Raw genomic sequence first — 13,979 nt, forward strand, 5'->3', positions numbered from 1 at the left:
AAGGCCCCCATGAAACTGCAAGAGTTGACCCCGACTGACTTCGAGATCCTCAAGGCGATGGAGATCATAGTGGACGGCATCGCCGCCATGTATGGTCAGCACACCGAGGTGCTGCTGCACAGCCTGGATGTGCGCAATCCTGCCATCATCAAGATTGCCAACGGCCATATCACGGGCCGCAGTGTCGGGGCCCCCATCACCAACCTGGCGATGATAAAGCTCAAGAGCGGACAGGATATCTCCAGCCCCTACATGACCAAGTGCGCCACCGGCAAGACCCTGCGCTCCCTCACCACCGTCATTCGCAATGGCGAGGGGCAGGCCATAGGGCTGCTCTGCATCAACACCGACATGGACGCCCCGCTGCAATCCGTGCTGCGCACCATGATGCCCGAGTGCATGCAGCACCATGAAGCGAGCGGCACGCCGGAAGTGTTCGCCCGCAACATAGACGAGGCCCTCAACAGCACCATAGATACCGTCAGTGCCGAGGTGCGTGGCAACGACGCCGTGCCGCCGTCCCAGAAGACCCGGGTCATGGTCAAGCAGTTGCATGATCTGGGGATCTTCGAGCTCAAAGACAGCGCCCAGATAGCCGCCCGTCAGCTCGATATCTCGGTGCACTCCATCTACCGCTATCTGCGGGAAATCAAGAAAGGCTGAGCCCGTCCAGCCTGAACACTGTGGCAGGCGCCGGGTCAGCCCTGACCCGTTTGCTTGTCTCTTGCTACTACCCGAGTCTCCAGCTCTTCGCTCATCTGCAATCAAGGCCCTCTCATCGTCACCCTTCACCGAGAGTGGACATGAAAAAGCGACGATCGTCTCTTGCTCCCCATTCACTCGCTGCAGTATCCCGGCCGCGTCCGGCTTCCGGTAAAGAACGCGGTGCCCAGCCCAGCCCCCGGTTTGTCCCTGCTGTGGTAGCAGGGGGCTGGTTGATGACAAAGCTTATCGAGCGAATCCCGTGTTTGACTTGCCAGAGCTGGGCTACTTCGTCACCGAGCATCGACTGTTTCGCCAACGGATCTTGTCGTTGGTGGAAACAGCCAGACGACCCGGGCGTTGTTCCCAGGGGGCGCAGTCGTCCTGGCTTGCATCGAAAAAACGGATGACCCCACTTCTGCCGGCCTGTGTGCGTCAAGGCCCTGCCGATGAACGCTTGCCTTGGTTGGGCCGCCTGTCTCTCGTCAGCAAGAGGCTCAATGGCAGGAGTGTCCGGATCAGGGGAGGGGCCGGGCGCAGCAGGGGGCAATGGGATAGCCCCTGCGCCCGTCAGGGCTCAGGCGAGCACGCCACCCGCACAAGGCGCTGGGTGATGGCTGTGGGTCAGCAACTGCTCTCCCGCCATGGGGCGCCCCAGCAGATAGCCCTGCAGGGTGTCGCAGCCGAGCTCGGTCAGCAGGGCGCGCTGCTCCGCGGTCTCCACTCCTTCGGCCACGATGCGCATCCCCAGGGCCTGGCCCAGGGCGATGATGGCGCCGATGATGGTGGCATCGTCCCCCTCGTGCGCCAGGGTGGCGACGAAGCCTTTGTCTATCTTGAGCTCGTTGGCGGGGAAGCGCTTGAGGTAGAGCAGGCTGGAGTAGCCGGTGCCGAAGTCATCGATGGAGATGCCAAGCCCAAGCTCTGCCAGGCGATTGAGGATGGCCAGGCTCTCCTCGGCGTTCTCCATGGCGGTGGATTCGGTGATCTCCAGGGTGAGGTGGCGCGCCTCGAGCCGATGGCGGGCGAGGGCGCCCTCCACCTCCTCCAGCAGCCCTGGGCTCGCCAGCTGTATGGTGGAGAGGTTCACCGCCACGCTCCAGTCGTGATGACCCGCCTCCCGCCAGCGGCTCATCTGACGGCAAGCCTCGTCGATGACCCAGTTGCCGATGGGGATGATGAGCCGGGTCTTCTCCGCCAGGGGCAGGAAGCTCGCCGGGGAGATGGCGCCATGGTGCGGATGCTGCCAGCGCAGCAGCGCCTCGGCGCCGACCACCTCACCGCTGCGGGCGTCGTACTTGGGTTGATAGTGCAGGGCGAGCTCCCCTCGCTCCAGGGCATGGCGCAGCTCTTGTTGCAGCAAGAACTGCTGGTGGGCGTTGGCATTCATGGCACTGCCGAAGTAGCAGTAGTCGTTGCGCCCCCGCTCCTTGGCGTAATACATGGCGGCATCGGCGTTGAGGGTCAGCTCGTGCAGGCTGGTGCCATCCTGGGGATAGACGGCGATGCCGATGCTGGCGGTGATGTGCAGGCTGTGATGCTCCCAGGGGTAGGGCTGGGCCAGGGCCGCCAGCAGGCGCTCGGCGAAGGCCGTGGTCTGGCTCACATCCCCCGGCGCCAGGGCCAGCACGAACTCGTCGCCGCCAAAGCGCGAGGCGGTATCGCTCCCGCCAAGCTGCGCCTTGATGCGCTCGGCCACCTCGGCCAGCAGCAGATCCCCGGTGTGGTGACCGTGGGCATCGTTGATGATCTTGAAGCCGTCGAGATCGAGAAACAGCAGGGAGAAGCTGCGCTGGTTGTGCTGGCACTCCTGGATGCGCTGCTCCAGCCGGTCGGCAAACAGCAGCCGGTTCGGCAGCCGGGTCAGGCTGTCATGGAGCGCCAGCTTGAGCAGCTCGTCGTGGGCCAGGTGCAAGGAGGTCGAGAGGCGGGCGGCGTGGGCATCCAGCATGGAGAGCACCAGGGCGATGGCGAACACCACCAGGGTCACAACGATGATGACGGTCGCCAGCCACTGGGTATTGAGGCCTGTGTAGAGGGCGCCGCACAGGCTCCCTTCCGGGAACTGGGCCGCCGCCATGCCGGTGTAGTGCATGCCGATGATGGCCCCCCCCATCACCAGAGAGGCGAGAGCCTTGCGAAAGAAGGCTTGCGGGGTGCTGTTGCGCAGGCGAAACGCTATCCAGAGCGCGGCGCCGGAGGCGAGCACGGCGATCAGGATGGAGAGGACGAAGAGGCCGCGGTCGTAATGAATGCCGGGATCTATCTTCATGGCCGCCATGCCGATGTAGTGCATGGTGGCGATGCCGGCCCCCATCAGCAGGGCGCCCCCCGCGATGTGGCGCCAGGGCAGCTCGGGGCGGCTCACCAGCCAGAGCGCGAAGGCCGACGAGCCGATGGCCGCCACCAGGGAGAGGCCGGTGAGGGTCAGATCGTAACCGAGCGCGATAGGCAGGTTGAAGGCGAGCATGCCGATGAAGTGCATGGACCAGATGCCCAGCCCCATGGCGAAGGCGCCCCCCGCGAGCCAGAGGGCGGCGGCCCGGCCCTGACTCTGGCTCACCCGGCTCGTCATGTTCAGCGCCGTGTAAGAGGCGAGCACCGCCACCAGGATGGAGAAAAACACCAGATCCTGGCTGTAATAACTGTCGAGCATGGGGTGGGTCGCGGTCACTTGATTCACTCTGGGATGGATAACGGCCTGAGCCATGGCCGGGTTAGCGGGGAAAATCGGGCTGGGGATTGTACACCAGAGGTGCCCCAAACCGGCCAGCGATACGTACCAAAATGGGCCCTGGATCAGAGTAAAAGCACTGAATTTATCCCTTGATGGCAATGCCCTCTTGCGCCTTATCCAAAGGCGGGTTCCAAATTTTCCCGCTTGAAAATGAGGGGTATGGAAAATCCGGGAATAGATAGCTCCAGTCGTGACTTGCCATTGAAATACTGCTCAGTGCGAGTCCTTGAGGCGCTTTGGGCGTGGTGCTTGTTGCCGTACAGTTGCGTTCACCATGACCATTGGGATGTGATGTCACAGTGCCACATAGGTATCAGGCTTCGTCTTCGTCTTGGCTGACCCGACACAGCTGTTATCATGCATCTCCCGCTTTCGTTATCTCGTTGAACCTGCAGGATAAACCATGTCTCGAACCCTCTATCTGCTGCGCCACGGCCAGACCCGCTATAACGCCGAATTGCGGCTGCAGGGACGCTGCAACTCGGATCTGACCGCCAGGGGCGAAGCTCAGGCCCTCGCCATGGGTGCCCGCCTGGCAGATCTCCTGGTTGCGCCCGCCGCCTGGACTATTTACGCCAGCCCCCTTGGTCGTGCCCGTCAGACGGCGGAGCGGGTATGCCAGCAGCTTGGATTGGATAAGGAGCGCATCGTCTGGGACGAACGGCTGGTGGAGCTGGGCATGGGGGGGTGGGAGAGCCGCCGGGTTCCCGAGCTGTTGGCGGCCCATCCCGAGCTCGATCTGGAAGAGTCGGATTGGTATCTGCAGGCCCCGAATGGAGAGAGCTTTCAGAGTATTCAGCGCCGGGCCCAGGCATGGCTACAGGACGAAGGCATTGCCAAGCAAGCCATCGTCGTCTCCCACGGTCTATTCGGTGCCATGCTGCGCGGCGCCTATGCCGATCTGGATTACATCACCACTTGGACGCAAGAGCTGCCGCAGGATGCCTTCTTCAAACTCAGTGGCGGCCGCATAGAGCGGATTGCCTGTTAACGACAAGAAAACGGCCCGCCCTTGGCGAGCCCTGTTGTGATTGTTCGTTCAGCCAACCGCCAATTTGGCAGCTTCTTTCCACATAAAGGGCGGCATCGGGGTAGTGAGACGCCACTTAATGTTCATCGGTTGGCTGCCGCTGTGGGAGACGTACTCCAGCTCACCAAAGTTCACAAAGCCAAGGGTGCGGCCAAATTCATCTTTGCTCTGCTCACGGACGAACAAAAATAAGCGCTTACCTTCTGCTCTGTGCTGAATGTAACTCAAACCCTTACCCCGCTCGGGGCGAGCGCTGTTTTGGCTCTGCCAATGAAACAGCGACTCGTTGATGGCGTAGTCGTGATAACGGGTGGTGGGGGAGAAGTGCTGCTCCGTTTTGTTCAGAGTCACGAAGAGCAACTCGATATTTTGCTCTGCGATGACATATACCCCTTCGCGAGCAGTAGGTTGTTGCGCAAAGGTGGTCGCACCAAAGCCAACCAGCACCTGTTCTCTGGCATAGCGGGCATGCAGTTGCAGCGGATTGCCGGGAAGGTCAGGCATGGCGCTTTGTTCGTGTTGCACCCGATTGATCAGCATGGGCAACAGATCTGCCAGCTCGGCCCGTAACGCTGGTTGATTGAGTTGTTTCAGGCTGTGCGCCAAGGAGTTAAAGCCTGCAGTGGGGCCGCTCTGTTGCCAGAAGTCGTAATGGCACATCAAGGCCATCCGTTCATCGTGCTCAGCCGTTAAGGTAAAGGCGCTTTCCACCAAGGTTTGTAAGAAGTGCAAGTAATGGAGCGCATCGCACCCCAATAGCCGGGTTTTGATGGCCCGGGTATAGAGGGTCGACAGCTTCTCATCGCTCATTTCAGAAACGCTATGGTTTCGGGCCTGTTTGACCAAGGTGCTCCAATTGCCGCGCTTGTAGATCTCCTCAAGGCTGATGTGAGGGTAAAACTTCAAAAAGTTCGCCAGCGTCAGCGGTAAATCACAATCCTGTGAGAAACGGCGGATCAGGCCTATGAGTCGCGAGGTATTGAGGGTCGCCTTCTTGATATTGTTCAGAATTAACTCTTGGGTCTGTTTTGAGAGCTCGATGCGGCAGCCCAAGGGGGCGTGAGGGAAGCCCTGTTTTATTTCGTGGCTGATTGCCTTATTGGTTTTACCCACCAGTGCCCGGAATTTCTGGGCAAAGTCATACTCCGCACGGGCATTGCCAACAAAATCCAACACGGTGCAGCACTCTTTATCGCTCGCCAGCCGCAGGCCCCGCCCTAATTGCTGCAAGAAGATGGTGAGGCTTTCCGTTGGCCGTAAAAACAGCAAGGTATCGACTTCCGGGATATCGACACCTTCGTTGAAGATATCCACCACGCAGAGAATATTGATAACGCCGGTACGCAAATCTTGTTGTTTACTATGGCGCTCGTCTCGGTTATCGCTGGTGAGAATGTCAGCCTTGATGCCCTTCAATAGAAATGCCTTGCGCATAAAATCGGCATGTTCACGGCTCACACAAAATGCCAGTGCTTTGATCTTGGTGATATCGGTGACGATCTCATAGAGGCTCTGGACTATCTTCTGTACCCGCTGCTGATTGTGGGTATAGATATTGGTGAGCTCAGTGATGTCATAACGGCCATTTTTCCAAGCCACTTGGCGCAAGTCAGTATCATCGTCGATACCAAAATATTGAAATGGGCAGAGGTGGCGACGATTGATGGCCTCTGGCAAACGGATTTCAGCTGCGATCACACCACAAAAGTCAGCGAGAATATCACCGCCATCATGGCGCTCTGGCGTTGCGGTCAATCCCAGTAGAATGTGAGGTTCAAAGGCGGCGAGCAAACCACGATAACTGGCCGCCGCAATATGGTGAACCTCATCTATGACGATGTAATCGAAATAGTCTGGGCTAAGACGCAAACTAGCCAGTTGGTTATTCAAGGATTGCACCGAGGCAAACAGTTGATGGTAGTGGGTTGGCACGGCGCCACCGACCAAGAGTTCACCAAAATTAGATTGCTTGAGCACACCGCGGTAAGAGGCCAATGCTTGGCGCAAGATCTCCTCTTTGTGGGCGACAAACAGAAACTTGGCGTCGGGTTTGGTTTTCAGAAAACGAGCGAAATCAAAGGCGGAGATCAGGGTTTTGCCCGTCCCGGTGGCCGCTACCACCAAGTTACGAAAGCGCTGGTGTAAAGAGCGCTCCATTGCCAGTTGCTCAAGGATCTCCTGTTGATGAGGAAATGGCGTGATATCAAAGAAATAGGCAGGACTATTTTTGTCCCCATCCCCACGGGCTTCTTGCAGCGCATGCTGTAATTTTGTACGGCTTTCGAGCTTGCCATCAAACAGCTCAAAATCATCTGATTCCCAATAGGTTTCAAAGGTACTCAGGGATTTCTCGATGATATGGGGGATCTCTTGCGAGGTGATTTTTAGGTTCCACTCCAAGCCACTGGTGAGGGCAGAATGAGAGAGGTTGGATGAACCTATATAGCCGGTATGAAAGCCCGTATTTCGGCAAAAGAGATAACTCTTGGCATGCAACCGCTCGCGCTGAGTGTTATAGCTGAGTTTGACTTCGGTGTTGGGCAGACTGGCTAAAAATTCGACCGCCTTGGCGTCGGTTGCTCCCATATAAGAGGTGGTAATCACTTTTAATTGGCGGCCGCTGCGGGTGAACTCCTCCAGCTCATGACGGAAAATACGGATGCCTGCCCATCTGATAAACGAGACCAGCCAGCAGATGCTATCTGCCGATAATATTTCTCGTTTAATCTCTGATTCCATCGATAGGCCCGCATTGCTGCCGCAGAACAGCTCACTTTGCGTTAGACCTGTCAGAGGGAAAACATCTTCGGCATATTGCTTTAAATTGGCTGAGATGGGGTTATCCAGCTGGTAGAGCGCCGTTAGGATTTTTCCCTGACTATCGATGAGGTTCTCGCCAATAAAGTCTGGGTCTTGTGTGCGATCCTTTAGCCAAAGCAATAACTGGTTAGCCAGTTCAATTTGCCGTTGCAGCTGATCCTCTCCAGTGACCGAACCCACCGCATATTCCAAAACACGACTCAGAAATCTGGATAACCAGACTGCCGCTTCGGCAGGTTCAAGCTGGCGTTCCCCTACGTAAAAGCGCTCGCGGTCGAGTCGAGATGTCAGCAGTTGAGTAATGAGCTGTTCATAAATACCGCATTGTTGCATCGCACACTGGCCTTGAACGTTGTACATGAGGGTGGCGAGAAGAGTATCATTTTTTCCAACCAAATCAGTAAGCTGTTGTCGCCTGTTACTCGTTTGAAAATCGCTCTGGTTTTCGGTAATACCGCTCGGCAGTGACAACCACAAGGAGGTGGTGATGGATCCGGTTTCTTACCTTTTTTCGGCTTATCTCAACTTGGTGCAGCAGCAGGTGACCGACATCTATGGCACCGAGGTCAAGGCGCTGGTGGTGGAGTATGAGGGGGAGCAAGTCCCCTTCTCTTATCAGCTCTGGCAGATCAAACAGAACAGCGTCTGTCGTCCCTATGAGCAGGATGTGCGGCGCTTTAGTCAGTGTACGGTCAAGGCAAGGGCGCTGTTTGGCAAGCTGTGCGATGAGTTATCGCGCCAGGATGACAGTAGCTGGCAGCTCCCTAAGTACCGCACCATGTACTGCTCGGCCGCCATCGGCTATCGCCCCATGATTGCTGAGATCGCCGATGCCAAGCAGAGCCCGGCGAAGCTCGCGGAGCGGGCCTGCAATCAGGCCATTCTGGCGGCCATGGAGAGCGAGGACGAAGCCCTGCTTGCCCAGCGCGACAAGGCCTGTGCCGCCGTGCGATAAGGCATATTCCTCTTATAAAAGAAATGGTTATGGATGATGGATGTGCGCTAAGGCACAGTCTCTGCCAAGGGAACTGGCTATGATGGGGCGCGATCACCACCACAGGGAGCAAGCATGATCAGCCATATCGACCATCTGGTATTGACGGTCAGCGACATAGAGCGGGCGGTGGGATTCTACAGCCGCGCCTTCAAGATGGAGCCCATTACCTTCGGGGCCGGGCGCCGGGCCCTGCGCTTTGGCAACCAGAAGATCAATCTGCAACTGCTGGGGGAGGAGCCGCGCAACCGGGCACAGGTGGGATCGGGGGATCTCTGCCTCATCACCCGCTGGCCCCTGGATCAGGTGATGGCCCAGCTTGAGAATCAGGGGGTCGAGATAGTGGAGGGGCCGGTGACGAAGAGCGGCGCCTGCGGCCCCATAGAATCTGTCTATTGCCTGGATCCGGATCAGAACCTTATCGAGATCAGCCGCTATCGCTGAGTCCCCTGACGCATCATGGCCGGTTTTCTTCCCCTTTGGCGAGAGCCCTGCGCAGTAGCGGGAGCAAGCTGAGCACCATGCCGGTGAAGAGCAGCAGATAGCCCAGGGGAAGCAGGGCAAAGGGCTCGTGCAAGAATCCCTGTGCATCCACTGTGGTGCCAAGCAGGTTGAAGGCCACAAAGCAGCCGAGCCCGGCCAGGAGCAGGAGGGCGCCTATGGTCGTTGTCATCTGGTTGTCCTCGTTCGCGTATGGAAGAGGGGTGAGGATGTCATGGCTGGGTGAAGTGGGCGTGAAGTGGCGCCGATATCACAGGCGATCGCCCTGATGAAAACCACCTCGACGCATCTAACACAACAGGGCAGCCATGGGCTGCCCTGTTGCTTTGGGGGATGTCACGGGTAATGGCGTGACTAGCAGACCCCTTGCGCCAGCATGGCGTCGGCCACCTTGACGAAGCCGGCGATGTTGGCGCCGCTTTCGTAGTTCACATGGCCGTCATCCTGGCCCTGATCCACCTGGCCATAACGTACACAGGTGGCGTGGATGCTGGTCATGATCCCCTTGAGGCGGGCGTCCACCTCCTCCCGGGTCCAGGAGAGGCGCTGGGCATTCTGACTCATCTCGAGGCCCGAGGTGGCGACCCCACCGGCGTTGGCGGCCTTGCCCGGGGCAAACAGCACCCTTGATTCGTGGAAGAGGCGGATGGCGGCGGCGCTGGAGGGCATGTTGGCCCCCTCGGCCACCAGCTGCACGCCGTTCGCGATCAGGGCGGCGGCATCCGATGCATCCAGCTCGTTCTGGGTGGCGCAGGGGAGGGCGACGTCGGTCGCCAGATGCCAGGGGGTACGACCAGTGAAGAACTCCAGCCCCAGCTCGTGGGCGTAATCCGCCACCCGCTTGCGCTGCTCGTTCTTGAGTTCCATCAATCGGGCCAGCTTCTCTGGGGTGAAGCCTTCAGGATCATAGACGGTGCCGCCGGAGTCGGAGGCGGTGATGACCCGGGCGCCGAGCGCCATCGCCTTCTCGATGGCGTACTGGGCCACGTTGCCCGAGCCCGACACCGAGACTCGCATGCCATCGAGGGACTGACCACGGTGGGCCAGCATGGCCTGGACGAAGTAGAGCAGGCCGTAGCCGGTGGCTTCCGGGCGGATCAGGCTGCCGCCAAAGGAGAGCCCCTTGCCGGTGAAGACGCACTCGGCGCTGTTGGTGAGCTTCTTCATCATGCCCGCCATGTAGCTCACCTCGCGCCCGCCCACCCCGATGTCACCGGCCGGCACGTCGGTGTTGGCACCCAGGTGGCGATAGAGCTCCAGCATCAGCGCCTGGCAGAAGCGCATCACTTCCCCCTCGCTCTTGCCCTTGGGATCGAAGTCGCTGCCCCCCTTGCCGCCCCCCATGGGCAGGGTGGTGAGGGCGTTCTTGAAGGTCTGCTCGAAGGCGAGGAATTTCAGCACCGAGAGATCCACCGAGGGGTGGAAGCGCATGCCCCCCTTGAAGGGGCCTATGGCGCTGTTGTGCTGGATGCGGTAGCCGCGGTTGACCCGCACCTGGCCCTGGTCATCCACCCAGCTCACCCGAAACTGGATGAGGCGCTCCGGCTCCACCAGCCGCTCCAGCAGGCCGTGTTGCAGGTAGCGGGGGTGACGTTCCACATAGGGCCAGATGGAGGCGACCACCTCGCTCACGGCCTGGATGAACTCCGGTTGGTGGGGGTTGCGGCTGGCCACCTGGGCCAGGAATGCCTCCTGAGAGAGGGAATGACTCATCTGTAACTCCTGTAATAAAGGGAAATTGGCCTCTTGCCAGAGAAGGGAACAGCTATGTCCTCCGTTTTATGTTCGATGTTGAAAGTGAATACGGATAAAAATTTGTTTCGCGGCGGCTATTACCGACAATGATGGCGATGACAAGGTTACATGGCTGAAACCAGGGTGATAATTCGCGCTGACTAAAATCTTTTTATGCATTTTTGGTCAATAAATAGCAAGTTTTAGTTCGCCTCTCTCTGTGGGTATCCTTCGACGCTCTCTGCGGCCCTTGGCCTGTCGCTCCAGGCGGGGCGTGGCGAGGCAGGGGAGAGGAGAGGAGGGCGAGAGCATGGGCAAGATGAAGGGGCCAATGAGCAAGGGGAGCCTTATCTGCGAGGCGGCATCCGCCGGGCGGCGCGTCTTCTTCGGGGCGGATAGCAGGATCCGGTGCACGGGGCGGGGCAAGGGATGGCGCAATATGCTACTGTAGCGGCGTTTTTTTGAAGAAAGGGCGGCCTTGCCCTTTTGAAGAGACTGATTGCAGGCGCTTTTGTTGATTCTTTTTGTAGATTCTTTTTTGTAGATGGACATGTATGCAGACCAACCCGACCATGACCTGGCTGACTCAGCCGACACTTCTTCTGAACTCCACGATCTGGCAGGTGACCCATGCTGGCCGATGAATCCATGCGCCTGAACAAGTACATCAGCGAGAGCGGCATCTGCTCCCGTCGCGAGGCCGACCGCTTCATCGAGCAGGGCCATGTCTACATCAACGGCAAGCGGGCCGGGATCGGCGATCAGGTGTTTGCCGGGGATCTGGTCAAGGTCAACGGTCAGGTGATAGAGGCGCGCGAAGCCGACAGCCTGGTCTTCATCGTGCTGAACAAGCCGGTGGGCATCGTCTCCACCACGGAGGCGGGAGAGAAGGACAACATCGTCGATTTCGTCAACCACAGCACCCGCATCTTCCCCATAGGGCGCCTCGACAAGGACTCCCAGGGGCTCATCTTCCTCACCAACCACGGGGATCTGGTGAACAAGATACTGCGGGCGGGCAACGATCACGAGAAAGAGTACCTGGTGACCGTCGACAAGCCGGTGACCGATGACTTTATCCGGGGCATGGGGGCCGGGGTGCCCATCCTCGGTGCCGTCACCAAGAAGTGCAAGGTGAAGAAAGAAGCGCCCTTCGTGTTTCGCATCACCCTGGTGCAGGGGCTCAATCGCCAGATCCGCCGCATGTGCGAGCACTTCGGCTTCGAGGTGACCAAGCTCGAGCGCATCCGCATCATGAACGTCAGCCTCAAGGGGCTGCCGGTGGGGGAGTGGCGCGATCTCACCGACGACGAGCTGATCGAGCTGTTCAAGCTCATTGAAGACTCCTCCTCCGAGGTGAAACCGGCCAAGGGGGAGAAGACCAAGACCCCGGCGGCGCAAACCGCCAAACCAGCCCAGGGCAAGAAGCCGCGCCGGGACGACGATCACGAGATTGGCGGGCGCCCCAATGTGCCGGGCCCGGAAGCCTTCGAGAAGAAGAGCCCCGCAGGCAAGGGCGGTGCGGGCAAGGGAGTCGCTGCTAAAGGCGCCGCTGGCAAGGGGGCCCCGGCCAAGGGAGGCAAGCCTGCCACTGCGGGCAAACCGCGCACCAACCAGGGTGGGCGGCAGAAGAAGGGGCGCTAAGGCGCCCCGTCACTCGCTTTTCAACCTGCTCAATACACCGGCCCTAGGCCGGTGTATTGCTTTGTGCCCTCTGGCCCCGTTGGCTGACAGGAGCCGCAGGCTGTCGCATCACGCGGGCGTAGTGGCGCGGATCCAGGCGCAGCACCATCAGGCTCATCAGCACCAAACCGCCGAGCTGCCACTGCCAGGCGCTGGCGAAGTCACCGCTCAGGTGGTGCAGGCGCGCCGCCACCCAGGGGCCTGTGGCCGCCAGGATGAAGCCGACCCCCTGCATCAGGGCGCTCAGGCTACCGGCGCGTCTGGGGTCTGGCAGGTGATCCAGCGCCATCACCATGATGAGGGAGAAGCTGCCGCCAAGGCCTGCGCCGCACAGCAGGCACCAGAGGATGGGGGCGGCCTCCGGGGCGAGCCAGAGGCCGCCAAAGCCCGCCACCTGCATCACAATGGCCAGCCCCATCCAGGGGCGTCTGTCCTCCTTGCGTGCCGCCAGCAGCGGCAGACCCAGGCCGCTGGCGGTCTGGGCCAGAGCCAGCCAGGCCACCAGCTCGCCCCCCTGCTGGGGGCTCCATCCCAGCGCCAGGTAGGCGGGGGCCAGCCAGGCCACGACTATGCCGTAGCCGCTGTTGATGATGCCAAAGCAGGCGATCAGCAGCCAGGCGCGGGGCAGCGCGATCAGCCGCTGCTCCCCTGATACGGGGGAGTGCGGCGCGGCGGCGGGCAGTCGCACCCGCCAGCCGAGCCAGAGCAGGGCCAGCAGCACCGGCAGGCTCCAGAGGGCCAGCGCCCGTGACCAGTCGAGGTGCAGGGCGACCCTGGGGGTGAGCACGGCGCCGAGCGCCCCGCCCCCCATCATGCAGGCGGAGAAGATCCCCATCACCAGGGGCACCTTGCCCGCGAACGTCCCCTTGATGAGGCCGGGCAGTGTCCCCTGCACCAGGGCCGACCCCAGCCCGCACAGGGCGGCGCTGACGATAAGCAGGGTACCGCTCGCGAGATCGAGGCGCAGGGCGCTGCCCAGCATCAGCAGCAACAGGGCCGCGCCGAGCAGGGGGCGCGGCCCGGCTTTGTCGAGCAGGGCCGGGGTGAGCAGGACGCCGACCCCGATCAGCAGCAGCGGCAGCAGGGTGACCCAGGCCAGCCTCTCCATGCCGAGGCCCAGCTGGGCGTCTATCTGCCCCGCCAGTGGGCCTATGGCGGTGAGGAAGGGGCGCAGGTTGATGCCAATGAGCACCACCAGCACCAGCAGGGCGCCGCTGCCGGAGGGGAGATGGCGCTTAACCATGGGACTGGGGGCCGTAGAGGGCGGCGGCCGGTATGGAGCTTGGCAACTTGATGAGGGGCAGGGGCGGCGGGCAGAGCGGCAGTCGCAGCCTGTGGTAACTGGCGCTGCTGTCAAAGCCGAAGGGGGCCGCATCTTCATTGTCGAAGGCGTAGTAGACGGCGCTGATGCCGTTCATCACCAGGGCGCAGAGGCACATGGGGCAGGGGTGGCCGCTGGCATAGACGATGGCGCCCGCAAGCGGGCCCTTGCGGCTCCCGTCCCGCAGCGCCTCCAGCTCGGCGTGACGGCTGGGATCCCCCGCCTCCAGCATGCGGTTGACGGCGCTCGCCACCAGCTGGTTGTCTCGCACCAAGAGGGCTGCGAAGGGGCGGCCCCCTTGCTGGCGGTGGGTCAGGGCCAGCTGCAGGGTCTGCTCCAGCCATGCCTGATGGCTGGGGGCCGAGACGGCACTGAGGGAGTTCACTGGGCGGGCACCGGACTGGGGAGGCTGTGACATGGGATCATCCTGGCAAAAGAGGGGGGTGACGGCAGCCTA

General features: G+C 60.6%; 12 protein-coding genes and 1 pseudogene. 6 read left to right on the plus strand and 7 right to left on the minus strand.

What is annotated here, in order from left to right:
- The first annotated feature begins 9 nt into the window (after positions 1-9).
- Both ACB030_RS01470 and ACB030_RS01475 read left to right on the plus strand, forming a co-directional pair.
- Positions 10-663 carry a transcriptional regulator gene (locus tag ACB030_RS01470; protein WP_371157420.1) on the plus strand — a complete coding sequence of 218 codons (654 nt, stop codon included), beginning with the start codon at positions 10-12 and terminating at the stop codon, positions 661-663.
- A gap of 268 nt (positions 664-931) precedes the next feature.
- Positions 932-1,155: pseudogene (locus tag ACB030_RS01475) on the plus strand (IS66 family transposase); the annotation flags it as partial.
- Positions 1,156-1,279: 124 nt separating this feature from the next.
- On the opposite strand, the gene ACB030_RS01480 reads toward ACB030_RS01475, so the two are convergent.
- Positions 1,280-3,385: a putative bifunctional diguanylate cyclase/phosphodiesterase gene (locus ACB030_RS01480; protein ID WP_371157422.1), complete on the minus strand. Its 2,106-nt coding sequence runs from the start codon at positions 3,383-3,385 to the stop codon at positions 1,280-1,282.
- A 457-nt stretch (positions 3,386-3,842) separates the two neighbouring features.
- On the opposite strand from ACB030_RS01480, the gene ACB030_RS01485 reads away from it, so the two are divergent.
- The gene (locus tag ACB030_RS01485) at positions 3,843-4,430 is read left to right on the plus strand and encodes a histidine phosphatase family protein (protein WP_371157424.1); all 588 of its coding nucleotides are present in this window, start codon (positions 3,843-3,845) and stop codon (positions 4,428-4,430) included.
- 48 nt (positions 4,431-4,478) lie between these two features.
- Here ACB030_RS01485 and ACB030_RS01490 read toward each other — a convergent pair whose 3' ends face one another.
- Positions 4,479-7,622: a DUF3427 domain-containing protein gene (locus ACB030_RS01490; protein ID WP_371157548.1), complete on the minus strand. Its 3,144-nt coding sequence runs from the start codon at positions 7,620-7,622 to the stop codon at positions 4,479-4,481.
- A gap of 154 nt (positions 7,623-7,776) precedes the next feature.
- On the opposite strand from ACB030_RS01490, the gene ACB030_RS01495 reads away from it, so the two are divergent.
- Positions 7,777-8,244: a hypothetical protein gene (locus ACB030_RS01495; RefSeq protein ID WP_371157426.1), complete on the plus strand. Its 468-nt coding sequence runs from the start codon at positions 7,777-7,779 to the stop codon at positions 8,242-8,244.
- Between the two features lie 114 nt (positions 8,245-8,358).
- Entirely contained in the window at positions 8,359-8,727 is a 369-nt protein-coding gene (locus ACB030_RS01500; protein WP_371157428.1) for a VOC family protein, read from the plus strand.
- 13 nt (positions 8,728-8,740) lie between these two features.
- Here the strand turns inward: ACB030_RS01500 and ACB030_RS01505 are convergent, their stop codons facing one another.
- The 3 genes from ACB030_RS01505 to ACB030_RS01515 form a co-directional block, all read right to left on the minus strand.
- Positions 8,741-8,956, minus strand: a complete 216-nt coding sequence (locus ACB030_RS01505) for a DUF3955 domain-containing protein (RefSeq protein WP_371157430.1) — start codon at positions 8,954-8,956, stop codon at positions 8,741-8,743.
- Positions 8,957-9,138: 182 nt separating this feature from the next.
- Positions 9,139-10,497: an NADP-specific glutamate dehydrogenase gene (gdhA, locus tag ACB030_RS01510; protein ID WP_371157432.1), complete on the minus strand. Its 1,359-nt coding sequence runs from the start codon at positions 10,495-10,497 to the stop codon at positions 9,139-9,141.
- Between the two features lie 207 nt (positions 10,498-10,704).
- The gene (locus tag ACB030_RS01515) at positions 10,705-11,070 is read right to left on the minus strand and encodes a hypothetical protein (RefSeq protein ID WP_371157434.1); all 366 of its coding nucleotides are present in this window, start codon (positions 11,068-11,070) and stop codon (positions 10,705-10,707) included.
- Between the two features lie 78 nt (positions 11,071-11,148).
- On the opposite strand from ACB030_RS01515, the gene rluF reads away from it, so the two are divergent.
- Positions 11,149-12,162 carry a 23S rRNA pseudouridine(2604) synthase RluF gene (rluF, locus tag ACB030_RS01520; RefSeq protein ID WP_371157436.1) on the plus strand — a complete coding sequence of 338 codons (1,014 nt, stop codon included), beginning with the start codon at positions 11,149-11,151 and terminating at the stop codon, positions 12,160-12,162.
- A 43-nt stretch (positions 12,163-12,205) separates the two neighbouring features.
- On the opposite strand, the gene ACB030_RS01525 is transcribed toward rluF, so the two are convergent.
- The gene (locus ACB030_RS01525; protein WP_371157438.1) at positions 12,206-13,444 is read right to left on the minus strand and encodes a cyanate transporter; all 1,239 of its coding nucleotides are present in this window, start codon (positions 13,442-13,444) and stop codon (positions 12,206-12,208) included.
- Entirely contained in the window at positions 13,437-13,940 is a 504-nt protein-coding gene (locus ACB030_RS01530) for a nucleoside deaminase (protein WP_371157440.1), read from the minus strand. The genes ACB030_RS01525 and ACB030_RS01530 overlap by 8 nt, the downstream gene beginning before the upstream one ends.
- Positions 13,941-13,979 lie beyond the last annotated feature (39 nt).

Origin of the sequence: Aeromonas sp. S16(2024), assembly GCF_041403065.1 — a bacterium.
In the GTDB taxonomy this organism is placed as follows: Bacteria; Pseudomonadota; Gammaproteobacteria; order Enterobacterales; family Aeromonadaceae; genus Aeromonas.